At 64.0% G+C, this 23,273-nt stretch carries 19 protein-coding genes; 10 read left to right on the forward strand and 9 right to left on the reverse strand.

The features are described 5' to 3' along the window. Nucleotides 1–3 precede the first annotated feature (3 nt). The 8 genes from IAE36_RS17310 to edd form a co-directional block, all read right to left on the reverse strand. Nucleotides 4–849, reverse strand: a complete 846-nt coding sequence (locus IAE36_RS17310; RefSeq protein WP_201213649.1) for a carbohydrate ABC transporter permease — start codon at nt 847–849, stop codon at nt 4–6. After that, complete coding sequence (locus IAE36_RS17315) at nt 842–1,750, reverse strand: carbohydrate ABC transporter permease (protein WP_201213651.1); 909 nt, start codon at nt 1,748–1,750, stop codon at nt 842–844. Before IAE36_RS17315 ends, IAE36_RS17310 begins: the two co-directional genes overlap by 8 nt. Nucleotides 1,751–1,875: 125 nt before the next feature. Further along, entirely contained in the window at nt 1,876–3,162 is a 1,287-nt protein-coding gene (locus tag IAE36_RS17320) for an ABC transporter substrate-binding protein (RefSeq protein ID WP_201213653.1), read from the reverse strand. A gap of 103 nt (nt 3,163–3,265) precedes the next feature. After that, nucleotides 3,266–4,516: a D-mannose isomerase gene (locus IAE36_RS17325; protein WP_201213655.1), complete on the reverse strand. Its 1,251-nt coding sequence runs from the start codon at nt 4,514–4,516 to the stop codon at nt 3,266–3,268. Between the two features lie 122 nt (nt 4,517–4,638). Beyond that, on the reverse strand, nt 4,639–6,093 hold the full coding sequence (locus IAE36_RS17330; RefSeq protein WP_201213657.1) for an ATP-binding protein: 1,455 nt from the start codon (nt 6,091–6,093) through the stop codon (nt 4,639–4,641). Further along, complete coding sequence (gltR, locus tag IAE36_RS17335) at nt 6,074–6,799, reverse strand: two-component system response regulator GltR (RefSeq protein WP_201213659.1); 726 nt, start codon at nt 6,797–6,799, stop codon at nt 6,074–6,076. The genes IAE36_RS17330 and gltR overlap by 20 nt, the downstream gene beginning before the upstream one ends. A gap of 1 nt (nt 6,800) precedes the next feature. Continuing rightward, entirely contained in the window at nt 6,801–7,760 is a 960-nt protein-coding gene (locus IAE36_RS17340; RefSeq protein WP_060483430.1) for a glucokinase, read from the reverse strand. After that, a complete protein-coding gene (gene edd, locus IAE36_RS17345; protein WP_028631480.1) occupies nt 7,757–9,583 on the reverse strand; it encodes a phosphogluconate dehydratase in 1,827 nt (608 codons plus the stop codon). Before edd ends, IAE36_RS17340 begins: the two co-directional genes overlap by 4 nt. A gap of 263 nt (nt 9,584–9,846) precedes the next feature. Here edd and gap point away from each other — a divergent pair, with 263 nt between their 5' ends. The 6 genes from gap (at nt 9,847) to IAE36_RS17375 (ending at nt 16,463) form a co-directional block, all read left to right on the forward strand. Beyond that, nucleotides 9,847–10,848: a type I glyceraldehyde-3-phosphate dehydrogenase gene (gap, locus tag IAE36_RS17350; RefSeq protein WP_201213660.1), complete on the forward strand. Its 1,002-nt coding sequence runs from the start codon at nt 9,847–9,849 to the stop codon at nt 10,846–10,848. 113 nt (nt 10,849–10,961) lie between these two features. Further along, nucleotides 10,962–11,474 (forward strand): RNA polymerase sigma factor, encoded by a 513-nt coding sequence (locus IAE36_RS17355; RefSeq protein WP_028631482.1) that lies wholly within the window; start codon nt 10,962–10,964, stop codon nt 11,472–11,474. 86 nt (nt 11,475–11,560) lie between these two features. Beyond that, entirely contained in the window at nt 11,561–12,523 is a 963-nt protein-coding gene (locus IAE36_RS17360; RefSeq protein ID WP_201213662.1) for a FecR family protein, read from the forward strand. 151 nt (nt 12,524–12,674) lie between these two features. Further along, a complete protein-coding gene (locus IAE36_RS17365; RefSeq protein WP_201213664.1) occupies nt 12,675–15,266 on the forward strand; it encodes a TonB-dependent receptor in 2,592 nt (863 codons plus the stop codon). 137 nt (nt 15,267–15,403) lie between these two features. Continuing rightward, the gene (locus IAE36_RS17370) at nt 15,404–15,997 is read left to right on the forward strand and encodes a biliverdin-producing heme oxygenase (RefSeq protein WP_201213666.1); all 594 of its coding nucleotides are present in this window, start codon (nt 15,404–15,406) and stop codon (nt 15,995–15,997) included. 52 nt (nt 15,998–16,049) lie between these two features. Then, a complete protein-coding gene (locus IAE36_RS17375) occupies nt 16,050–16,463 on the forward strand; it encodes a YbaN family protein (protein WP_201163263.1) in 414 nt (137 codons plus the stop codon). Here the strand turns inward: IAE36_RS17375 and arcD (IAE36_RS17380) are convergent. After that, on the reverse strand, nt 16,443–17,870 hold the full coding sequence (arcD, locus tag IAE36_RS17380) for an arginine-ornithine antiporter (protein ID WP_201213668.1): 1,428 nt from the start codon (nt 17,868–17,870) through the stop codon (nt 16,443–16,445). The genes IAE36_RS17375 and arcD (IAE36_RS17380) overlap by 21 nt on opposite strands. Nucleotides 17,871–18,310: 440 nt before the next feature. On the opposite strand from arcD (IAE36_RS17380), the gene arcD (IAE36_RS17385) reads away from it, so the two are divergent. From arcD (IAE36_RS17385) to arcC, 4 genes are all read left to right on the forward strand, one after another. Next, the gene (gene arcD, locus IAE36_RS17385; protein ID WP_201213670.1) at nt 18,311–19,738 is read left to right on the forward strand and encodes an arginine-ornithine antiporter; all 1,428 of its coding nucleotides are present in this window, start codon (nt 18,311–18,313) and stop codon (nt 19,736–19,738) included. Between the two features lie 33 nt (nt 19,739–19,771). After that, a complete protein-coding gene (gene arcA, locus IAE36_RS17390; protein WP_201213679.1) occupies nt 19,772–21,025 on the forward strand; it encodes an arginine deiminase in 1,254 nt (417 codons plus the stop codon). Between the two features lie 65 nt (nt 21,026–21,090). Then, nucleotides 21,091–22,101, forward strand: coding sequence for an ornithine carbamoyltransferase (locus tag IAE36_RS17395; protein WP_201213681.1), 1,011 nt, complete (start codon nt 21,091–21,093; stop codon nt 22,099–22,101). A gap of 142 nt (nt 22,102–22,243) precedes the next feature. Next, nucleotides 22,244–23,173: a carbamate kinase gene (arcC, locus tag IAE36_RS17400; protein ID WP_201213683.1), complete on the forward strand. Its 930-nt coding sequence runs from the start codon at nt 22,244–22,246 to the stop codon at nt 23,171–23,173. Nucleotides 23,174–23,273 lie beyond the last annotated feature (100 nt).

A 23,273-nucleotide genomic window follows, 5' to 3' on the forward strand; every position in this document is an offset into this window, starting at 1 on the left:
GACTTACCCCTTGACTGCGCCGGCCGTGAGCCCGCGCACGAAATATTTGCCTGCCACCACATAGACCAGCAGCGTCGGCAGCCCGGCGATCATTGCCGCGGCCATGTCGACGTTGTATTCCTTGGCCCCGGTGCTGGTGTTGACCAGGTTGTTCAGGGCCACGGTGATCGGTTGCGAGTCGCCGCTGGAAAACACCACGCCAAATAGGAAGTCGTTCCAGATCTGGGTGAACTGCCAGATCAGGCAGACCATGATGATGGGCGTGGACATGGGCAGGATGATGCGCCGGAAGATGGTGAAGAACCCGGCCCCGTCCAGCCGTGCGGCCTTCACCAGTGCATCAGGGATGCTCACGTAGAAGTTGCGGAAGAACAGTGTGGTAAACGCCAGGCCGTAGACCACGTGCACCAGCACCAGCCCGGTGGTGGTGCTGGCCAGGCCCAGCTTGCCCAAGGTAAACGAGGCCGGCAGCAGTACGGTCTGGAACGGCAGGAAGCAGCCGAACAGCAACAGCCCAAAGAACAGCTGCGAGCCGCGGAACCGCCACATCGACAGCACGTAGCCGTTCAGCGCACCGATGGCAGTGGAAATGGCCACCGCCGGCACGGTGATCAATATCGAGTTCCAGAAGTAGCCACTCACCGTGCCCCAGGCCTTGACCCACCCCACAGTGGTGATCGCCGTCGGCCAGCTCAGCAGGTTGCCGGTACCGATGTCTTCGGGGGTTTTGAAGCTGGTCAGCAGCATCACCACCAGCGGCACCAGGTACAGCAGTACCGCCACCAGCAGCACGGTATGGATGGCCAGCCGCGCCGGGCTCAAGGCCGGTTTGTCGACAGCGCTATGCATGGCGTTTGCTCCGCAGTTCGGAATACAGGTAGGGCACCAGGATGGCCAGCACGGCGCCCAGCATCAGAATGGCACTGGCCGAGCCCATGCCCATCTGCCCACGGCTGAAGGTGAACGAGTACATGAACATGGCCGGCAGGTCGGACGAATAGCCCGGGCCGCCTGCGGTCATCGCCGCCACCAGGTCGAAGCTCTTGATGGCAATGTGCGACAGGATCATCACGGCGCTGAAGAACACGGGGCGCAGGCTGGGCAGCACCACCTTCCAGTAAATGCGCGGCAGGCTGGCACCGTCGATCTGCGCCGCACGGATGATAGACGGGTCGACGCCGCGCAAACCCGCCAGGAACATCGCCATGATGAACCCGGAGGCCTGCCACACCGCAGCAATCACCAGGCAGTACACCACCCGGTCAGGGTCGATCAGCCAGTCCAGGCGAAACCCTTCCCAGCCCCAGTCGCGCAGCAGCTTGTCCAGGCCCATGCCCGGGTTCAGCAGCCACTTCCAGGCCGTACCGGTGACGATCATCGACAGTGCCATGGGGTACAGGTAAATGGTGCGGATGAAGCCTTCGCGGCGGATGCGCTGGTCCAGCAGCACCGCCAGCAACACGCCGATGGCCATGCTGATGGCGATGAACAGGCCACCGAACACCAGCAGGTTCTTGCTCGCCACCCACCAGCGGTCGTTGTCGAACAGCCGCGCATACTGGGCCAGCCCCGCCCACTTGTAAGTGGGCAAGAAGGTCGAGGTGGTGAAGGACAGCACGAAGGTCCAGAGGATGTAGCCGTAGAACCCTACCAGCACGATGAACATGCTGGGCGCCAGTACCAGTTTAGGTAGCCAGCGCTGCAAGGCGTCCAGGGGGGATGCCCGCAGTTTCGCGGTTGCTGTAGTCATGGTGTGATTACCCGGGGCCTGGGCAGCCCCTTGTACAAGTCAGTCCCGGCCCTGCCGCCAGCCAGCCCGCGCCACACAGGCATGCCTGCAGGCGCCGGCTGGCCGGCGATACGGCCCTTAGGGCGTTACTTGGCCGCTTTGATCGCCGCCGCCAGCTTCTTCGCCGCATCGGCCGGGTCGGCCTTGGGGTCGTTGATGTAGTTGGTCACCACATCGAAGAAGGCCCCCTGCACGGCCAGCGTGGTGGCCATGTTGTGCGCCATGCTTGGCTGCAGGCCGCCATTTTTGGCGTCGGCCAGGAAGTCCTTGGCCGATGTCTGGGCGCAAGCATCGAAACCGTACTTGCCCATGTCGGCGAGCATGTCGTTGCGCACCGGGATGGACCCCTTGTTGGTGCTGAACACCTTCTGGAAGTCCTCACCCATGACCTTGCGCGCGATGTCCTGCTGGCCTGCGGCGGTGCCGGCGTCCTTCTGCTTGAACACCACCAGCGAATCGATGTTGTAGAGGAAGGCCTTGTCGGTACCCGGGAAGGGTATGCACTGGTAATCCTTGCCGGCGGTTTTCTTCGCCAGGGTCCACTCGCTCTTGGCCCAGTCGCCCATGATCTGCATGCCGGCCTTGCCGTTGATGACCTTGGCGGCCTCCAGGTTCCAGTCCTGGCCTTTGCCGTCCGGGTCCATGTAGGTGGCAAGCTTCTTGAGTTCGGCCAACGCCTTGATCATTTCAGGCCCGGTGAGGGTTGCGTTGTCCAGGTCGACGAAGGCCTTCTTGTAGCCATCCGGCCCCATTACCGACAGCACCACGGTCTCGAACACCGTGCTGTCCTGCCAAGGCTGGCCGCCGTGGGCGAGCGGGATGATGCCGGCGGCCTTGAGCTTGTCGGCGGCTGCGTAGAATTCGTCGAGGGTAGCGGGCGCCTTGTCGATGCCGGCTTTCTTGAAGGCTTCGGGGTTGATCCACAGCCAGTTGATGCGGTGGATGTTCACCGGCACGGCCACGTAGTCACCGTCGTACTTGACCGTGTCGGCGACTTTTTTGTCGAGCAGCGAATCCCAGTTCTCTTGCTTGGCAACGTCCTTGAGCACGTCGCTGTCCAGCAGCCCGGTGGCGGCCCAATCCTGGATGTCCGGCCCCTTGATCTGGGCCACGCCCGGCGGGTTGCCCGCTACGGCACGGCTTTTCAGCACGGTCATGGCGGTGGCACCACCGCCACCGGCAACGGCGCCATCCTTCCAGGTGAAACCGTCTTTTTCGACCTGGGCCTTGAGCACATCGACGGCGGCTTTTTCACCCCCGGACGTCCACCAGTGCACCACTTCGACAGTGCCTTTGGCGTCGGCAGCCTGGGCAGCGAGAGGGGTTAGCGAGGCCAGCGAGATAGCGGCAGCGAGACGAAGGTAGGAAGTCATTGAAACACCTTATTGTTGTTATGCCGTGCAAGTCGGTCGCTTGCGTTGCATGGAGTCTAAACAGCGTGCGCGCCCCGCCAGGTAACGAAGCGATGCGCGATTGTCATCGTTTGGTTACATTGCCGGCCAACGCGGTGGCCAGGCTCGGGGCAAGCGGCAGCCCTGGCAGCAGCAAGGCCTGGTAGGCGTGGTAGAGGTCGGGCTTGCCAGGCCAGAGGGTGCCGGCCGGGCAGTTGTTCGGGTCGAGTTCGTGGTGCCAGCTGCCGCCTTGCAGGTCGATGAAATGCTCGGCGATGAAGTCCCAGCAGCGGCGGTACCACAGCTCGTAGCGCGGGTCTGCGGTGCGCTGCAGCAAGGCAGCCGCACAGGCGCAGGCTTCGGCGTGCACCCAGTGCAGGCGGGCCCGTACCAGCGGCTGGCCAGCCCAGTCCAGGGTGTAGGCAAACCCTGGGCTGCCATCGGCCTGCCAGGCCTGCTGGCAGGCCGCCTCGAACAGCGCCTGGGCGCTGTCCAGCAGCCAACCCGGCGCCGGCAGGCCAAAGCGCTGCAGGCTGGCCTCCAGGTGCAGCAGCAGCCGCGCCCACTCCAGGGAGTGCCCGGGGGTGGTGCCATAGGGGCGGAAGTGGTCGGCCGGGTGGTCCTGGTTGTAGTCCTTGGCCGGCTGCCAGAAGGCGTCGAAGTGTTCGATCACCCGGTAGCCACTGGCGGCCGCATGGGTGTGGATGATGCGTTCGGCGATGCGTAGGGCCCGCTGCAACCACAGGCTGTTGCCGGTGACGTCGGCCAGGGCCAGGAACGCCTCGGTGCCGTGCATGTTGCTGTTGGCCCCTCGGTACGACTCGGGCAGTTGCCAGGCGCGGGAAAAGGTTTCCTGAAGGGCGCCCTCTTCTTCATTCCAGAAATGCTGCTCGATGACCTGTATGGCGGATGTGAGCAGCGCCTGCGCACCGGCAACGCCGGCTACCACTGCCGAGCTGGCAGCCAGGGCAACGAAGGCGTGCAGGTAAGCGTCCTTGCCACTGTCTTCACGCCCTTCTGCATGGGCGAACCAGCCGCGGTAATGCTCATCCCACAGCGGGCCGCGCAATGCGGCCACGCCATGTTCGGCATAGGCCAGACAACCCGGGATACCCTGCAAATGGGCCAGGGCAAAACAGTGGGTCATACGCGCGGTGGTCAGCGTTTCTGCGCAGGCACCCGGCGCCAGTTGGCCGCTGGCCTGCAGGTTGCCGAAGCCACCGGGCAGCCTTGCCGCCTTGGCGAAGGCCAGCAGCCGTTGGCCTTCGGCCAGGCGCCAGGCAGTATGCGCCGGGGCGTCCAGCCAGCTGTTCGAAGCAGTGTTGTGGTTATTCATGGCCAGCTCGATCCTTGCCAGTCGTGGGGCGATTCTAGCCAGCGGGGCTGGGCGGGGTGTCACGAACGGGGGCAGGTTTGTCACCAGTCAGTGACATGCCGACGCCAACGGCGGCGCGGGGGTCAGTCCATGCCCCGGGGCAGGTACAAGGTTACGCGCAGGCCACCCTCTCGCAGGTTCAGCAGGCTTACCTCGCCCCCATGGCTATGGGCGATGTTGCGCGCGATACCCAGGCCCAGCCCGTACCCCTGCTGGTGCCCGGCAAGCCGCACATGGGGCTCGAACACTTCCTCCAACTGCTGCTGCGGCACGCCAGGGCCTTGGTCATCGACCTGCAGCACGAAGCCGGCCGCACCGTCGATGATGCGCAGCCGCGCCCGCTCGCCGTACTTGATGGCATTGTCGATCAGGTTGCCGATACAGCGGCGCAGCGCCAGCGGCTTGCCTGGGTAGGGCGCCAGTGCCCTGCCTTCCAGGGTGATGCGCCCATCGCGCAGATAGGGCTCGGCGAGAATCTCCAGCACCTGGTTCAGGTCCACCGGCTCGATGTTTTCATGGATGTCGGTGTCTTTTACGCACTGCAATGCGCCCTTCACCAGCAGCTCCAGTTCGTCCAGGTCTTGGCTGAACTTGGCTTGCAGGTGCTCGTCCTCCAGCAGCTCCACCCGCAGCCGCAGACGGGTGATGGGGGTGCGCAGGTCGTGGGAAATGGCACTGAATAGCTGGCTGCGTTCGGTCAGGTAGCGGCTGATGCGCTCGCGCATGCTGTTGAATGCCCGGCTGACTTCGATCACTTCGATGCCGCCCGCCTCGGCCACCGGCGGCACGTCCGCCCCCAGCGACAGCTCACGCGCCGCACGGGCCAGGCGCTTGAGTGGCCAGCTTTGCCAATGCACCAGCAAACCAATGAACAGCAACAGCAACGCCGTGGTCAGGACGATGAAGCCGAGCTGCTGGCGCGGCAGGCGCTGCACCTCAAGGCTGGTGTAGGGCTCTGGCAGCAACGAGGCGATGTACAGCCACTCCCCTTCGCCCAGGCGGATCTGCGTGACCAGCACGGGCGGCTTGAGCGGCTCCAGGGTCAGGGAATAATGGGCCCAGGAACGCGGCAGTTCGTCCAGCTTGAGCCCACTATTGAAAATACGCAGGTCGTCCGGCCCGACGAATTCGACTGACACTTCCATCTGCGAACCCAGCCGTTCGTGCAGCACTTGCTGGAACACATCGATCACCGCCTGCTTGCGCGGCGTAACCGGCAGCACCGGCATGTCCAGCGGGCGGGCGTTGAGCGACACGAAGAAGCGCGTGCCCCCCATGCTGCGCAACTGGTCGAGCACCATTGGCCGGTAGGCCACCGGCAACGAGCGGAAGTAACTGACACTGGCGCTCATGGAGTGGGCCAGGCTGCTGGCACTGGCACGCAGGCCTTGCAGTTGGCTGGCGCGCAATTGCGCCACCCAGATGATGCTCGACAAGCCTTGGGCCAGCAGTACCACCAGCAAGGTCAGCAGCAGCATACGCCCCAGCAGCGAGCGCGGCAGCAGGCGCCAGCGCCGCTCAGGGCGCATTGCAGACATGCGCCGCCAGCAGGTAGCCGCTACCGCGCACCGTGCGGATCAGCCGGGGAGGTTTGTCGGTATCGCGCAGTCGCTGGCGCAGGCGGCTGACCGCCATGTCGACGATGCGGTCCAGCGGCATGGGCTCGCGGCCCCGTGTGGCGTTGCCGATGGTGTCGCGGTCGAGGATCTGCTGCGGGTGGTCGAGAAACAGCTTGAGCAGGGCAAAGTCGGCGCCAGACAAGATCACCTCTTCACCGTCACGGTGGAACAGGCGATGGCTGACGGTGTCCAGGCGCCACTCGTCGAACGCCAGCACGGCGGTGCCCGGCGCAGCCTGGCCGAACTCTGCACGGCGCAGCAGGGCTTTGATGCGCGCTTGCAGTTCACGTGGGCTGAAGGGTTTGCCCAGGTAATCGTCGGCGCCCAGTTCCAGGCCGATGACCCGGTCGGTTTCGTCGGAGCTGGCCGTGAGCATGATGATCGGCACGCGGGCGTGGCGCGGGTGCTGACGCACCCAGCGGCACAGGCTGAAGCCATCTTCATCGGGCAGCATCACATCCAGGATGACCAGGTCGCAGGAGGTGGTTTCCAGGGCGTGGCGAAACCCTGCACCGTCGGCCTGGGCATTGACCTGGAAGCCCGAGCGGCTGAGGTAGGTTTGCAGCAGTTCACGGATTTCCTGATCGTCGTCCACCATCAGGATGGATTTGCCGGCAGCGCTCATGTCAGTGGTCCAGCGCCTGCTGCAGGTTCACCCCGGCCCCCAGCAACCCGGAAAACTCCGCCGTCACCAGCCACACCGGAATGCCGGGGAAGTACCCGCTCATGCAGCCCTTGTCAGCGAAGCTGGCCGCAAACCCGCTGTGCAGGAACAGCTCGGCAAAGCGCGGCACCACGCCGCCGACGATATACACACCGCCACGGGCGCCCAGGGTGAGCACGTTGTTGCCGGCCACGCGGCCCAGAAAGCGGCAGAACTGCTCGACCACCGCCCGTGCCCGCGGCTCGCCGCCCAATGCGGCATCGGTAATGTGCGCGGGGGTCTGATGTTTGGGCGTGTCGCCATCCAGCGCGCACATGGCCTGGTACAGGCGCACCAGGCCACCACCACTAAGCACGGTTTCGGCGCTGACATGGCCAATCTGCCCGTGGATATGCTGGTGAATCGCCGCTTCCCGGGCGTTGCCCACCGGCAGGTCGACATGGCCGCCCTCCCCCGGCAAGGCATGCCAGCGCCGCTCGCCCAGGCGCAGCAGCGAACCCACGCCCAGGCCCGTGCCAGGGCCGATCACCAGCGCTGGCCGGGACGGGTCTGCCTGGCCCGCGCACACCTCGCGAAACTCGCCGTCGCGCAGCCGGGTCATGCCCAGGGCCATGGCGGTGAAGTCGTTGATCAGCAGCAGCTGGCCAACCTGCAGCCGTTGGCAGAACGCGCTGCGGCTCAGGCGCCAGTGGTTGTTGGTGAAACGAAATTCGTCGCCATTGACCGGGCCGGCCACCGCCAGGCAGGCCGCGGCCAGGCCGCCACGTGGAATACCCAGGCCTTCCAGGTAGGTTTCGATGGCCTGCTCCGGGCTGGTGTAGTCCTCGGTGGCGAAGACCCGCACCTCGTGCAACTGGTTGTCACGCCACAACGCAAAACGGGCATTGGTGCCGCCGATGTCGCCGACCAGCAGGTCCTTCATTTCAGGTTCTCCAGGGCAGAGGTAAAGGCGCTGGCGCCCTGCTCTGCCGGGCTGAACGCCATGCGCATGAAGCCGAACAGCTCACGCCCGCACCCCAGGTCGTTGCCTTGGGGGGCCGGCGGCAGGTCGCGGCTGGCCAGCACATCGGCCGGCACCATGACCTGTAGCGTACCTTCAGCGCCATCGACACGCACCCTATCACCCTCGCGCACCCGTGCCAGCGGCCCACCGTCATAAGCCTCAGGGCATACATGGATGGCGGCCGGGATCTTGCCTGAAGCACCCGACATGCGCCCGTCGGTCACCAGTGCCACCTTGTAGCCGCGGTCCTGCAGCACGCCCAGGAACGGCGTGAGCTTGTGCAGCTCGGGCATGCCGTTGCAGCGTGGGCCCTGGAAGCGCACCACGGCAACGAAATCGCACTCCAGCTCGCCGGCCTTGAAGGCATCGGCCAGCGATTGCTGATCGTGGAAGATTCGCGCTGGCGCCTCGACCACGCGGTGTTCAGGGGCCACGGCGGACACTTTCATCACCCCGCGGCCCAGGTTGCCCTCCATCACCCGCAGGCCGCCTTCGGCCGAGAATGGCCGGGCGACCGGGCGCAGGATGCTTTCGTCCAGGCTCTGCTGCGGGCCTTCGCGCCATACCAGCTTGCCGTTGTCGAGGAAGGGTTCCTGGGTGTAGCGGCGCAAGCCATGGCCAGCCACCGTGTTGACGTCTTCGTGCAGCAAGCCGGCATCGAGCAGTTCGCGGATCAGGAATGCCATGCCACCAGCGGCCTGGAAGTGGTTGATGTCGGCCTTGCCGTTGGGGTAGACGTGGGACAGCGTCGGCACCACGTCGGACAAGTCGGCCATGTCCTGCCAGGTAAGCTGAATACCGGCGGCCTGGGCGATGGCGGGAATATGCAGGGTATGGTTGGTGGAGCCCCCGGTGGCATGCAGGGCCACGATGGCGTTGACCAAGGCCTTCTCGTCGACGATTTCGCCCAGCGGCATGAAGTTGCCGCTAGCCTTGGTCATGCGGGTGACCTGCTGCGCCGCCTCGGCGGTGAGCGCGTCACGCAGCGGCGTATAGGGGTTCACGAACGACGCACCCGGCAGGTGCAGGCCCATCACTTCCATCACCAGCTGGTTGGTATTGGCGGTGCCGTAGAAGGTGCAGGTGCCGGGGCTGTGATAGGACTTCATCTCCGACTCCAGCAGTTCCTCACGGCTGGCCTTGCCCTCGGCGTAGCGCTGGCGCACGTCGGCCTTCTGCTTGTTGGAAATGCCCGACACCATGGGCCCGCCCGGCACGAACACGGTGGGCAGGTGGCCGAAGCGCAGGGCCCCCATCATCAGCCCCGGCACGATCTTGTCGCAGATACCCAGCATGAGCGCCGCGTCGAACATGTTGTGCGACAGGGCCACGGCGGTGGACATGGCTATCACTTCACGGCTGGCGATGGCCAGTTCCATGCCAGGCTCGCCCTGGGTGACGCCGTCGCACATGGCCGGCACGCCACCTGCAAACTGGCCGACCGAACCCACCTCGCGCAGGGCCTGCTTGATCTGCTCGGGGAAGTGCAGGTACGGCTGGTGGGCCGAGAGCATGTCGTTGTAGGCCGAAACGATGGCCACGTTGGCCGCGTTCATCAGGCGCAGGGTCTGTTTGTCTTCAGTGCCGCACCCGGCCACCCCATGGGCGAAGTTGGCGCACTGCAGGCTGGCACGCATCGGGCCCTCGCTGGCGGCGCCACGAATCAGCTGCAGGTAGCGTTCGCGGGTGGCGCGGCTACGCTCGACCAGCCGTTGGGTGACCTCAAGGATGCGCGGATGCATGTACTGGACTCCAGGCTAATTGTAAGGGCGGTTTACCAGGCGCCGGCGCCCCGCCGATTGCAGCCTAGGCTCATGGTAGAGCGTCGCGCGGCATCGGCAAGGCCAAGGGCCAAACCACTCGTTGTAGGTTTAAACAAAATACTGCCACTAAAAAGGCTTGTTTTCTATCTGCAAGTGAATAATCTTGTAATTCCAACAACAAAACCGTTTCAGTGAAGCATCTTTGTGCCACAGGTTTCACTCGGACTGCCAGAGGTATCGCCATGACCCTTCGCATCGCCATCAACGGATTCGGCCGCATCGGGCGCAACGTCCTGCGCGCACTCTACACCCAGGGCTACCGCCAGGACCTGCAGGTGGTCGCCATCAACGACCTGGGCGACAGCACCATGAACGCCCACCTGCTCAAGTACGACAGCGTGCACGGCACCTTCGACGCCACGGTAGAGGCTGACCACGAAAGCCTTACGGTCAACGGTGACCGCATTGCAGTCAGCGCCATTCGCAACCCCGCCGAACTGCCCTGGAAGGCCGAAGCCATCGATGTGGTCTTCGAGTGCACCGGGCTGTTCACCGACCGCGCCAAGGCCGCTGCACACCTGGCGGCAGGCGCTGGCAAAGTGATTGTGTCGGCCCCCTCCAAAGGCGCGGATGCCACCGTGGTGTACGGGGTCAACCACGACGTGCTGCGCGCCTCGCACCAGGTCATTTCCAACGCATCGTGCACCACCAACTGCCTGGCGCCGATCGCCCAGGTGCTGCACCGCGAGTTCGGTATCGAGCAGGGCCTGATGACCACCATCCACGCCTATACCAACGACCAGGTGCTGACGGACATGTACCACAGCGACCCGTACCGCGCCCGCTCCGCCACCCAGTCGATGATCCCGAGCAAAACCGGCGCTGCCGAGGCAGTGGGCCTGGTGCTGCCGGAACTGGCAGGCAAGCTGACCGGCATGGCCGTGCGGGTGCCGGTGATCAACGTGTCGCTGGTGGACCTCACCGTCAACCTCAAGCGCGAAGCCACTGCCGAGCAGGTCAACCAGTTGTTCCTCGAAGCCAGCCAACATTCCAGGGTACTGGGCTACAACGCCCTGCCGTTGGTGTCCTGCGACTTCAACCACAACCCGCTGTCTTCCATCTTCGATGCCAACCACACCCGGGCCAATGGGCGCATGCTCAAGGTGCTGGCCTGGTATGACAACGAGTGGGGCTTCTCCAACCGCATGCTGGACAACTGCCTGGCCCTTTGCCAGGCGCGCTAGAGGCCGCGCCGTGTCTGCGGGCACGGCGTTTACCTTTCCATGACATTTACCCGCTTGACCTTCGAAGGTGATGATAAGCATTATCATTAACCCTTCGTCGGCCAGGTTTCCCCGTGAGTCAGTCCCGGTTCAACTCCGTCTTTCTCGTTCAGCGCCTCTCCCTGCTGCGCACCTTGCAGCGCATGGTCGGTAACCGCAGCACCGCCGAAGACCTGCTGCAGGAAACCTACCTGCGGGTGGCCCGCGCGCTGGGTGAGCGGCCCATCGAGCACATCGAGCCTTTCGTGTTCCAGACGGCCCGCAACCTGGCACTGGACCACCTGCGGGCTCGCCGGGTGCAGGCACGCATGCTGGTGGACGATGTGCCAGAAGCCGTGCTGCACAACGTTGCCGCCCCGGCCAGCAGCAGCGAAGACGCCGCCCACGCCGAACAGTTGCTCAAGCACCTGAGCGTCAGCCTGAACCAGCTGAGCCAGCGCCAGCAGCGCATCTTCATCCTCAACCGCCTGCACGGCGCCACCTACCTGGAAATTGCCGAGCAGTTGGGGGTGTCGTCCAGTACGGTGCAAAAGGAACTGAAACTGATCATGGCGATCTGCTTGGGTGTGGCCGAGCGGCTCGAATGAGCGTTGCGGGCCCGTAGCAAACCCAGCCACTTGCCACGCCGTGCCGGAGCCCTGATCATCCGGAATCAACCACGCAAGGACTCACCGTGACAGACCACCCTGCCCCTCGCCCGTCACCTGCCGGGCCCAGCCCCCGTGCACGTGCCCAGGACGAGGCGCTGGACTGGCTGGTGCGCCTGCAGTGCGCCGACGCCGCCGACACCCAGGCGTTCGAGGCCTGGCTAAGCGCCGCGCCGGAAAACGCAGAGGCCTACATTGCAGCAGAAGCCTTGTGGAACGGCGCAGCGGTGCACCACGCCGCTACCCGGCTGCACCGGCAACAGCGCCGCAGTTGGCGTGGCCGCGTACGCAGCCACTGGAAACCCCTGGCCACGGCAGCCTTGCTGGTGGCCGGGCTGTTCACGTTCGGCAACCTGCCCGTGCGCCTGCAGGCCGATCACCTCACTGTGGTGGGTGAACGCCAGCGTGTGGAGCTGCAAGGTGGGGCCAAGGTGCTGCTGAACACCAACTCAGCCTTTGCCAGTGACCGCAAGGGCGGGCGCGAAGTTGCCCGCCTGCTGCAGGGCGAAGCGTACTTTCAGGTACCCGAGGGCGCGCCGCAGCCGCTCGAAGTGCAGGCGGGGCCGTTGCGCGCACAGGCCCGCGACACCGATTTTGCCGTGCGCTACCTGGGTGGTGAGGCACTGGTCAGGGTGCAGCGCGGCGATGTCGACCTGCAGGGCGAACGTGATCAGCGCATCCGCCTGCGCGCGGGCGACAGCATCAGCGTGGGCCCCCAGGGCTTTGGTACACCCCAGCGCCTGGACATGCGCAAGGACCTGGCCTGGGTCGACGGCCGCCTGGTCTTCGAGAACTGCCCACTCAGCCAGGTACTGGCCGAAGTGCGCCGCTATTACCCAGGCTGGATCATCAACCGCAACGCGCGCCTGGAAGACGTTGCGGTCACCGGCAACTATCGCCTGGACCAGCCGCTGGAAACCCTTCGCGCGCTGGCACATATCACCTCCGCACAGCTGCATGAATACCCCGCGCTGGTCATCCTGAACTGACCACTTTTCAAACGCAGCAGGCGCCGTGCGCGAATTATTTTTACGCACTCTGAAGGGCTCGTCCGTCTCGTCATAGCCAATGCAACTGATTCTTGTTCAAAACAAGAGCAGTCATCACCTATTACAGACCGCGCGTCAGGGAGCGCTTTCGATGTCCACAGGTACCCATTGCCCGTCCACCCGCCCTCACCGTTCGGGGCGTCTGTCTCTGCTGACCCTGGCGCTGCTCGCCTGCGGGGCCTGTAGCCTGCCGGCCTGGGCGGACCAGCCAGCTGCCAGCGCCAGCACCTCGCGCATGGGCGACTACCGCTTCAGCATCCACCAGCAACCCCTGGTATCGGCGATCAACACGTTCAGCCAGGTCACCGGTTGGCAGGTGGGTTTCAACGCCCAACTGGCCGACGGCGTCGCCTCCCCAGGGGTGCAAGGCTCCCTGACACCAGAAGCAGCACTGGACCGCCTGCTGCGGGGCACGGGCCTCGCCTATCGTAAGATCAGCAACGGTAACGTGGTACTTGAAAGCAAGGCCGGTGGCAGCGTGGTCGCCCTGCAGCAGATGACCGTCAGTGCTACCCGCAGCGCCCAGGACGTGGCGCAGGTGCCCAGTACGGTCAGCGTGCATACCCGCGAGCAACTGGACCGCAACAACGTCAACAGCATCCAGGACCTGGTGCGCTACGAACCGGGTGTCTCGGTGGCCGGCACCGGGCAGCGCAGCGGCCTCAACGGTTTCAACATCCGCGGCATCGATGGTGAGCGCATTCTCACCCAGATCGACGGGGTGTCGATCCCGGACAGCTTCTTCTACGGCCCATACGCGCAAACCCAGCGTAATTATGTAGACCCAGAAATCGTCAAGCGCGTGGAGATCCTGCGTGGGCCTGCGTCGGTGCTGTACGGCAGCAATGCCATCGGCGGTGCCGTGAGCTACTTCACGCTGGACCCGGAAGACATCATCAAGCCCGGCCAGGCCGCCGGCGCGCGCCTGAAGGCCGGCTACAGCTCGGCAGACGAAAGCTGGCTGACCTCCGCCACCGTCGCTGGGCGCCAGGGTGACGTGGACGCCCTGCTGCACCTGAGCCAGCGCAACGGCCACGAAACCGAGAGCTACGGCAACCATAGCGGCACCGGCCTGTCGCGCACCGAAGCCAACCCCATGGACGCGCGCACCACCAACGTACTGGCGAAGGTAGGCTGGAACCTGGCGGATGACGCACGGCTGGGCCTGACCTACGAGCGCTACAAGGACGACCGTGACCAGAACATTCTGAGTGCAGTGGGGGGCCCGTTCATTCCCGGCTTTGGCGCCATGAATTCCTACCGCATGCGCACCGGCAACGACACCATCACCCGCGAGCGCTTTGGCATCAACCACCAGTTCGCGCTCGACAGCGTGCTCGCCGACCAGGTCAAGTGGAGCCTCAACTACCAGATCGCCAAGACCGACCAACGTACCGACGAGTTGTACGTGGCCTCCGGGCGGCAGGTGCTGCGCGACCGGCAGACGACCTACAAGGACCGCCAATGGGTATTCGACGCCCAGCTGGACAAAGCCTTCAGCCTGGGCGAAACCGACCACCTGCTGACCTACGGCACGACCCTCAAGCACGAGAAGATCACCGGGTCGCGCAGCGGCACTGGCACCTGCGTGAACATCGGCGGCACCTGCCGTGGTATCGGCCAGGACAGTGCCCGCGATGGCCAGGCGCTGGTCAGCGATTTCCCGGACCCGACCGTGAACACCTACAGCCTGTTCGTGCAGGATGAAATCCGCTGGCACAACTGGACCTTCCTGCCCGGTGCCCGCTACGACTACACCCGCATGGAGCCGCGCTTCACCGAACGGTTTCTGCGCGGGTTGGAAGCCACCGGTACGGCGCCTACCTCCCAGGACGATTCTGCCCGCAACTGGCACCGGGTTTCGCCCAAGTTCGGCCTGACCTACGCGTTCGACGACCACTACACCGCCTATGGCCAGTACGCCGAGGGCTTCCGTACGCCAACCGCCAAGGCCATGTACGGGCGCTTCCAGAACCTGGACCAAGGTTACCGGGTTGAGGGCAACCCAAACCTGGAACCAGAAAAGAGCAAGAGCTTCGAAACCGGGCTACGTGGCAATTTCGATGCTGGCCACTTCGATGTGGCGGTGTTCTACAACAAGTACCGCGACTTCATCGACGAAGACGCCGTGCAGAGCAGCAACCTGGAGCAGACCTTCCAGGCCAACAACATCAAGCACGCCACCATCAAGGGCGCCGAGGTCAAGGGCCGCCTGAACCTCGATCAGCTTGGCGCTGCGCCAGGCCTGTATGCGCAGGGCTCACTGGCCTACACCTACGGCCGCAACGATGACAGCGGCCAGCCGCTGAACACTGTCAACCCGCTCAAGGGCGTGTTCGGCCTGGGCTATGACCAACAGCACTACGGTGGCCTGCTGAGCTGGACGCTGGTCAAGCGCAAGACCCGCGTCGACGACAGCACCTACTACGCCCCCGATGGCTCGGCATCGAAGTTCCGCACCCCCGGCTACGGCGTGCTGGATTTGACCGGGTACTACAAGGTGACCGACGACGTCACCATCAACGCAGGCCTGTACAACCTCACCGACAAAAAATACTGGCAGTGGGACTCGGTGCGCAGCTATGACGGCCAGGGTGAAGCAGCAGTGACCCAGCCCGCCAACATCGACCGCCTGAGCATGCCGGGCCGCAACTTTGGCATCAACGTCGTCTGGGATATCTGACAGGCCCTCGGTGGCGCGAGCGTTGCTCGCGATGCGCCGCCCACGCGGCGCCCCACCAGCCGGTCATCACTTTTTTTACGCACCCGCCCCCACTGCTTCGTCTTGTATTCAAACACCCCTCATCCAAGGATTGCCCCATGCCCGACCGCCCAGCCCTGCGCTCCCAGCGCCTGAACCAGGTCACTCACGCCCCGCACGCCGAGCTGGATGCCCTGGTCAAGGCCCACGCCCCCTTCGACACCCGCGAAAGCTTTGCCCGCTTCGTCGTTGCCCAGTACCTGTTCCAGGCCGAACTGCAGCCCTTGTACAACGACCCCAACCTGGTCGCCATTGTCCCCGACCTCGCCCAGCGCTGCCGCGCCCAGCAGGCACTGCTGGACCTGGCCGACCTGGGCACGCAAGCACCCGCCGCCCTGCGTGGTCCACTGCAGGCCCCCAGCCTGGGTGAAGCGATGGGCTGGATCTTCGTCTCCGAAGGCTCCAAACTGGGGGCTGCGTTTCTGATCAAGCGCGCCGCTGCGCTGGGCCTTTCCGACAGGTTCGGCGCCCGCCACCTGGGCGAGCCGCTAGGCGGACGGGCCGAGGGCTGGAAGCAGTTCACCCGCATTCTTGATGGCCTGGACCTTAGGGCCGAGGAAGATGCGGCGGCAGAGCGCGGCGCAGTGGCTGCCTTTGCGCGTTTCACCGAACTGCTGAAACACGCCTACGCGGTGGACGCCCAGTTGGTCTGATACGCTGTACCTGGCACCTGCCCGGTGGCCGAACCGTTTTTGCAGTGAGACCATGACCCAACCTGCCCGCTCGAAACTCGCCCGCCTGCTGTATGGAATCCTGGCTTACGTAAGCCTTGGGGTGGGCTTGGTCGCCATCGTCATTCCTGGCCTGCCGACCACCGAATTCATCCTGTTGTCGGCCTGGGCGGCGACGCGCAGCTCGCCGCGCCTGTCAGCCTGGCTGGAAAACCACCGCCTGTTCGGCCCCATCCTCTACAACTGGCGTAACGGCAAGGTGATCAAGCGGCGGGCCAAGGTCAGTGCCACGGTCAGCATGTTGCTGTGCGCAGGGTTGATGCTGGTGTTTCTCGAGCATCACTGGCCCGTGTTCCTGGCCATCGCCGGCATGACCCTGGGCAACCTATGGATCTGGTCCCGGCCAGAACACACCTGCCCAGCCCCGTCACAGGCTCAGCAGCCCTGAATACAGCGCGAACGCGGCCAAGCCTGCGCCTGCCAGCACGGCTGCGAATATCAGCTTTTCCCACGGGCTGAACAGCGCCAGCCCCCGTTCGTGTCTGGCCTTGGCAAACAGGATGACACCTGGCGCATACAGCAACGCCGACAACAGCAGGTACTTCAGGCCACCGGCGTACAGCAGCCACAGGGCATACAGCAAGGCCACCAGCGCCACCGTCAGGTCCTTGCGGCGCACAGCGGGTTGCCCTGCGTAAGTCTCTGCGCGTATGGCCAGCAACACCGCGTAGGCCGCCGACCACAGGTAAGGCACCAGAATCATCGACGATGCCAGGTAGATGAGGCTGGTATAGGTGCCAGCAGACACCAGCGTAATCAGCAAGAACCCCTGGATCATGCTGTTGGTCAGCCACAAGGCATTGACCGGCACCTGGTTGTTGTTCGCCCTGGCGAGAAAGCGCGGCATGGTGTGATCCCGAGCCGTGGCATAGAGGATCTCGGCGCACAACAGCGCCCACGACAGCAAGGCACCCAACAGTGAAACCGCCAGGCCAAGGCTGATCAGCAACGCACCCCACGGCCCGACGACATGCGCCAGTACCGCAGCCAGCGAGGGGTTCTGCAGCCCGGCCAGCTCGGGTTGGGCCATGATGCCCAGCGACAGCACGTTGACCAGCACCAACAACGCCAGCACACCGACAAAGCCGACCACCGTGGCTTTGCCCACGTCCGCCCGGCGCTGGGCTCGCCCGGAATAGACACTGGCCCCTTCGATGCCGATAAACACAAATACCGTCACCAGCATCATGTTGCGCACCTGTTCCAGCACACTGCCCAGCTGTGGGCTGCCCTGGCCCCAGATATCCCGGGTAAAGATATCGGCGCGAAACGCGCAGGCCGCGATCACCACGAACAGCACCAGCGGCACCACCTTGGTCACGGTGGTGACCAGGTTGATGAATGCGGCTTCCTTGATGCCGCGCATCACCAGAAAATGCACGGCCCACAGCAGCATCGACGCGCAGCCGATGGCAGCAGGCGTATTGCCTTCGCCGAACACCGGGAAGTAAAAGCCCAAGGTGCTGAACAACAGCACGAAGTAGCCGACATTGCCCAGCCAGGCACTGATCCAGTACCCCCAGGCCGACGAAAAGCCCATGTACTCGCCAAACCCGGCCTTGGCATAGGCATAAACCCCCGAGTCGAGCTCAGGCTTGCGGTTGGCCAGGGTCTGGAACACGAATGCCAGCGCCAGCATACCCACCGCAGTGATCGCCCAGCCGATCAGCACCGCGCCGGCGCCGGCTCGCGCTGCCATGTTCTGCGGCAATGAAAAGATGCCGCCCCCAATCATGGAGCCCACCACCAACGCGATCAGCGCACCCAGCGGAAGTTTCTGCGTGTTTTCGCCCATGCTCCAAGCCACACCCTATCGCTGCACTGTCACACATAGGTAACCACATTATTGTTTATATAACCCATCGCATGTAGCGCGCCTCCCACGCCGCCGACCTCCCCCATTAATAACCCAATTGTCTATGCAACGCGCTTGTAAAAACCTCGCGTTTGCCAACCCCTTCACACTAAACCGTTAAAACTTTTAATTTCAGCAAAAAATTGGCGCTCACGGCAAAACCGTCTAGTTTCAACCCTCGCAGGCCATCAAGAGCCACTGCTCTGGAATGACATGGAGGTGCCAGCACACAAGGCCTGCAGCCGAAGCAGTCGGCACTCTCCAGGAGCCCCGTGAAGTTTTTTTGCGACTTCACACTGCCGTGCACTGATCCACATCAGGGCATGGCCACGGCGTCGGATTTAATCTGATGTCAACTTTCTCCTGGCAGGAGTTGTTAAATGCCTGATGTTTCCGGAAAACTCAAACTCGGTGCGTTAGTTGCACTTGTGGTCGGTTCCATGATTGGGGGCGGCATCTTTTCACTGCCGCAGAACATGGCCGCCAGCGCAGGCGTTGGCGCCGTCCTGATCGGCTGGGCCATCACTGCCGTGGGCATGCTGACCCTGGCGTTCGTGTTCCAGACCCTGGCCAACCGCAAGCCTGACCTCGACGGCGGGGTGTACGCCTACGCCAAGGCCGGGTTTGGCGACTACATGGGCTTTTCCTCGGCCTGGGGCTACTGGATCAGCGCCTGGTTGGGCAACGTCGGCTACTTCGTGCTGCTGTTCAGCACCCTGGGGTATTTCTTCCCGCTCTTCGGCGAAGGCAACACACCTGCCGCCATCATCGGCGCCTCCGTACTGCTGTGGGCGGTGCATTTTCTGGTGCTGCGCGGCATCAAGGAAGCCGCCTTCATCAACCTGGTCACCACCGTGGCCAAGGTCGTCCCACTGGTGCTGTTCGCGCTCATCTGCCTGTTCGCATTCAAGCTGGACGTGTTCACCGCCGACATCTGGGGTGCTGGCACGCCCGAGCTGGGCAGCGTGATGAACCAGGTGCGCAACATGATGCTGGTGACCGTGTGGGTGTTCATCGGTATCGAGGGCGCCAGCATCTTCTCGTCCCGCGCAGCCAGGCGCGCCGATGTGGGCAAGGCCACGGTGATCGGCTTCATTACCGTGCTGCTGTTCCTGGTGCTGGTCAACGTGCTGTCGCTGGGCATCATGACCCAACCCGAGCTGGCCGGCCTGCAGAACCCGTCGATGGCGGCCGTGCTGGAGCATGTGGTTGGCCACTGGGGCGCAGTGCTGATCAGCGTCGGGCTGATCATCTCGCTGCTGGGGGCGCTGCTGTCGTGGGTGCTGCTGTGCGCCGAGATCATGTTCGCTGCCGCCAAGGACCACACCATGCCGGCGTTCCTGCGCCGCGAGAATGCCAACCAGGTGCCCGCCAACGCCCTGTGGCTGACCAACGCCATGGTGCAGGTGTTTCTGGTGATCACGCTGTTCTCCAACAGCACCTACCTGTCCCTGATCTACCTCGCCACCTCGATGATCCTGGTGCCCTACCTGTGGTCGGCTGCCTACGCCGTATTGCTGGCCGTGCGCGGGGAAACCTACCAAGAGGCCCTGCGCGAGCGCCGCAAAGACCTGCTGATCGGTGGCATCGCCCTGCTCTACGCCATCTGGCTGCTGTATGCCGGCGGGGTGAAATACCTGCTGCTTTCGGCCCTGCTCTACGCCCCAGGCGCGATCCTGTTCGCCAAGGCCAAGCGGGAACTGGGCCAGCCAGTGTTCACCCGCGTGGAAAAGCTGATCTTCACGGCCGTGGTCATCGGCGCCCTGGTGGCAGCCTTTGGCCTGTACCGCGGTTTCCTCACGCTGTGACCCACGTTTTCAATCGTATGGAGGATAGAAACCATGTCCGCTGAGAAACAGAAATACGGTGTGCATTCCGAAGCCGGCAAGCTGCGCAAGGTGCTGGTGTGCGCCCCGGGGCTGGCCCACAAGCGCCTTACCCCCAGCAACTGTGACGAACTGCTGTTCGACGATGTGATCTGGGTGGACCAGGCCAAGCGTGACCATTTCGACTTCGTCACCAAGATGCGCGAACGCGGGGTGGATGTGCTGGAAATGCACAACCTGCTGACCGATATCGTGCAGCAACCTGAAGCGCTGAAGTGGATACTGGACCGCAAGATCACCCCCGACACCGTCGGCGTGGGCCTGACCAACGAAGTGCGCAGCTGGCTCGAAGGCCTGGAGCCGCGCCACCTGGCCGAATTCCTGATCGGCGGTGTGGCGGGCCAGGACCTGCCCCAGAGCGAAGGGGCCGAAGTGGTCAAGATGTACAACGATTACCTGGGCCATTCGAGCTTCATCCTGCCGCCACTGCCCAATACCCAGTTCACCCGTGACACCACGTGCTGGATCTACGGTGGCGTCACGCTCAACCCCATGTACTGGCCGGCACGCCGCCAGGAAACCCTGTTGGCTACCGCCATCTACACGTTCCACCCGCAGTTCACCGGCGCCGATTTCCAGGTGTGGTATGGCGACCCGGACAAGCAGCACGGCCAGGCCACCCTCGAAGGCGGCGACGTGATGCCGATCGGCAACGGCATCGTGCTGATCGGCATGGGTGAGCGCACCTCGCGCCAGGCCATCGGCCAACTGGCCCAGAGCCTGTTCGCCAAGGGCGCGGTACAGAAGGTGATCGTGGCTGGCCTGCCGAAATCCCGCGCTGCCATGCACCTGGACACGGTCTTCAGCTTCTGTGACCGCGACCTGGTCACGGTTTTCCCGGAAGTGGTGAGTGAGATCGTGCCGTTCATCATCTACCCCGACGAGAGCAAGCCCTATGGCATGGACGTGCGCCGCGAACACAAATCGTTCATCGAGGTGGTGGGCGAGCAACTGGGCGTGAAGCTGCGCGTGGTCGAAACCGGCGGCAACAGTTTTGCCGCCGAGCGCGAGCAGTGGGACGACGGCAACAACGTGGTGGCCCTGGAGCCGGGCGTGGTGATTGGCTACGACCGCAACACCTACACCAACACCCTGCTGCGCAAGGCCGGCGTGGAGGTGATAACCATCAGCGCCGGCGAACTGGGCCGCGGCCGCGGCGGTGGCCATTGCATGACCTGCCCGATCGTGCGCGACCCGATCGACTACTGACTCCGTCACCCCGGCCGCCCCACCCGGTGGCGGCCGGCGCGTTCAGCACTCCAAGGAGAACCGTCATGGCGTTCAACATCCGCAACCGCAACCTGCTCAGCCTCGAACACCACACCACCCGCGAGCTGCGCTACCTGCTGGACCTGTCCCGTGACCTCAAGCGGGCCAAGTACACTGGCACCGAACAGCAACACCTCAAGGGCAACAACATCGCCCTGATCTTCGAAAAAACCTCCACCCGCACCCGCTGCGCATTCGAGGTGGCCGCCTATGACCAGGGCGCCAACGTCACCTACATCGACCCCAACTCGTCGCAGATCGGCCACAAGGAAAGCATGAAGGACACTGCCCGCGTACTCGGGCGCATGTACGACGCCATCGAGTACCGGGGCTTCAAGCAGGAAATTGTCGAAGAACTGGCCAAGTTCGCGGGCGTACCCGTATTCAACGGCCTGACCGACGAATACCACCCCACCCAGATGATCGCCGACGTGCTGACCATGCGTGAGCACAGCGACAAGCCGCTGCACGACATCAGCTACGCCTACCTGGGTGATGCGCGCAACAACATGGGCAACTCCCTGCTGCTGATCGGCGCCAAGCTGGGCATGGATGTGCGCATCGCCGCACCCAAGAGCCTGTGGCCCCACGATGACCTGGTGCAGCGCTGCAAGCAGTACGCCGAGGAAAGCGGCGCACGCATAACCCTCACCGAAGACGCCAAGGCTGCAGTCAAGGATGTGGACTTCATCCACACCGACGTGTGGGTGTCGATGGGCGAGCCGATCGAAGCCTGGGGCGAGCGCATCAAGCTGCTCAAACCCTACCAGGTGAACCCTGAGCTGATGAAGGCCAGCGGTAACCCAAGGACCAAGTTCATGCACTGCCTGCCGGCATTCCATAACAGCGAAACCAAGGTAGGCAAGCAGATCGCCGAACAGTACCCGGACCTGGCCAACGGCATCGAAGTGACCGACGACGTGTTCGAATCGCCGGCCTGCATCGCGTTCGAGCAGGCCGAAAACCGCATGCACACCATCAAGGCGATCCTGGTATCGACCCTGGCTGACCTCTAAACGCTTACAGCTGCAAGCTTCGAGCTCCAAGCCACAAGAAAAAGCGGCCCATTACGCGCCCCCGCCTCTCCTTGAAGCTTGAAGCTTGAAGCTTGAAGCTTGAAGCTTGTAGCTTGTAGCTTCCCTAACAAGGACATCTCCCATGCGTATCGTGGTTGCATTGGGCGGCAACACCCTGCTGCGTCGCGGTGAACCGATGACCGCCCAGAACCAGCGGGCCAACATCCGTACCGCCACCGAACAGATCGCCAGGATCCACCCGGGCAACGAACTGGTGATCGCCCACGGCAATGGCCCGCAGGTAGGGCTGTTGTCCCTGCAGGGCATGGCCTACAAACCCGACGAAGCCTACCCGCTGGATGTGCTGGGTGCGGAAACCGAAGGCATGATCGGCTACATGATCGAGCAGGAACTGGGCAACCTGCTGGACGCCGAGGTACCTTTTGCCACCCTGCTGACACAGGTGGAAGTGGACGCTGACGACCCTGCCTTCAATGACCCCACCAAATTCATCGGCCCGGTGTACAGCCAGGCCGAAGCCCAGCGGCTGGCGGCAGAAAAAGGCTGGGTGGTGAAGGCCGACGGCGACAAGTATCGGCGTGTGGTCGCCAGCCCCGCGCCCAAGCGCATCTTCGAGATCCGCCCGATCAAATGGTTGCTGGAAAAAGGCACCATCGTGATTTGTGCCGGTGGCGGGGGCATCCCCACCCTCTACGATGAAAACGGCAGGCTCAAGGGCATCGAGGCCGTCATCGACAAGGACCTGTGCTCGGCGCTGCTGGCCGAACAACTGGAGGCAGACCTTCTGGTCATCGCCACCGACGTGGATGCGGCGTACATTGACTTTGGCAAGCCAACGCAGAAGGCCATTGCCCAGGCTCACCCCGATGAGCTGGGCAAGCTGGGCTTCGCGGCCGGGTCCATGGGGCCGAAGGTGCAAGCGGCCTGCGATTTTGCCCGGCATACCGGGAAGGTGGCTGTAATCAGTTCACTGGCCAACATCGAAGACATCGTCAAGGGCACTGCCGGCACCCGCGTTTCAACCGCAACCCCCGGGATCAGCTACCGTTGATTGCAGTCGGGGGGGGGGGGGGGGGGCGCGCGCCCCGGGGGGGGGGGGGGCTCGGTCGCACAGGCGAAACCATCACCAAAGCGTGCACCTGTATGCCCTC

This window comes from Pseudomonas sp. S36, from assembly GCF_016647875.1.
Lineage (GTDB): Bacteria > Pseudomonadota > Gammaproteobacteria > Pseudomonadales > Pseudomonadaceae > Aquipseudomonas > Aquipseudomonas parafulva.

Coding starts and splice junctions, on each gene's coding strand:
- IAE36_RS17320 (WP_201213653.1), bottom strand. CDS start 3,162: ATGACTTCCTACCTTCGTCTCGCTGCCGCTATCTCGCTGGCCTCGCTA.
- IAE36_RS17315 (WP_201213651.1), bottom strand. CDS start 1,750: ATGACTACAGCAACCGCGAAACTGCGGGCATCCCCCCTGGACGCCTTG.
- IAE36_RS17325 (WP_201213655.1), bottom strand. CDS start 4,516: ATGAATAACCACAACACTGCTTCGAACAGCTGGCTGGACGCCCCGGCG.
- arcD (WP_201213670.1), top strand. CDS start 18,311: ATGCCTGATGTTTCCGGAAAACTCAAACTCGGTGCGTTAGTTGCACTT.
- gap (WP_201213660.1), top strand. CDS start 9,847: ATGACCCTTCGCATCGCCATCAACGGATTCGGCCGCATCGGGCGCAAC.
- IAE36_RS17370 (WP_201213666.1), top strand. CDS start 15,404: ATGCCCGACCGCCCAGCCCTGCGCTCCCAGCGCCTGAACCAGGTCACT.
- IAE36_RS17310 (WP_201213649.1), bottom strand. CDS start 849: ATGCATAGCGCTGTCGACAAACCGGCCTTGAGCCCGGCGCGGCTGGCC.
- arcC (WP_201213683.1), top strand. CDS start 22,244: ATGCGTATCGTGGTTGCATTGGGCGGCAACACCCTGCTGCGTCGCGGT.
- gltR (WP_201213659.1), bottom strand. CDS start 6,799: ATGAGCGCTGCCGGCAAATCCATCCTGATGGTGGACGACGATCAGGAA.
- IAE36_RS17365 (WP_201213664.1), top strand. CDS start 12,675: ATGTCCACAGGTACCCATTGCCCGTCCACCCGCCCTCACCGTTCGGGG.
- arcD (WP_201213668.1), bottom strand. CDS start 17,870: ATGGGCGAAAACACGCAGAAACTTCCGCTGGGTGCGCTGATCGCGTTG.
- IAE36_RS17375 (WP_201163263.1), top strand. CDS start 16,050: ATGACCCAACCTGCCCGCTCGAAACTCGCCCGCCTGCTGTATGGAATC.
- IAE36_RS17340 (WP_060483430.1), bottom strand. CDS start 7,760: ATGAAGGACCTGCTGGTCGGCGACATCGGCGGCACCAATGCCCGTTTT.
- arcA (WP_201213679.1), top strand. CDS start 19,772: ATGTCCGCTGAGAAACAGAAATACGGTGTGCATTCCGAAGCCGGCAAG.
- IAE36_RS17395 (WP_201213681.1), top strand. CDS start 21,091: ATGGCGTTCAACATCCGCAACCGCAACCTGCTCAGCCTCGAACACCAC.
- edd (WP_028631480.1), bottom strand. CDS start 9,583: ATGCATCCGCGCATCCTTGAGGTCACCCAACGGCTGGTCGAGCGTAGC.
- IAE36_RS17330 (WP_201213657.1), bottom strand. CDS start 6,093: ATGTCTGCAATGCGCCCTGAGCGGCGCTGGCGCCTGCTGCCGCGCTCG.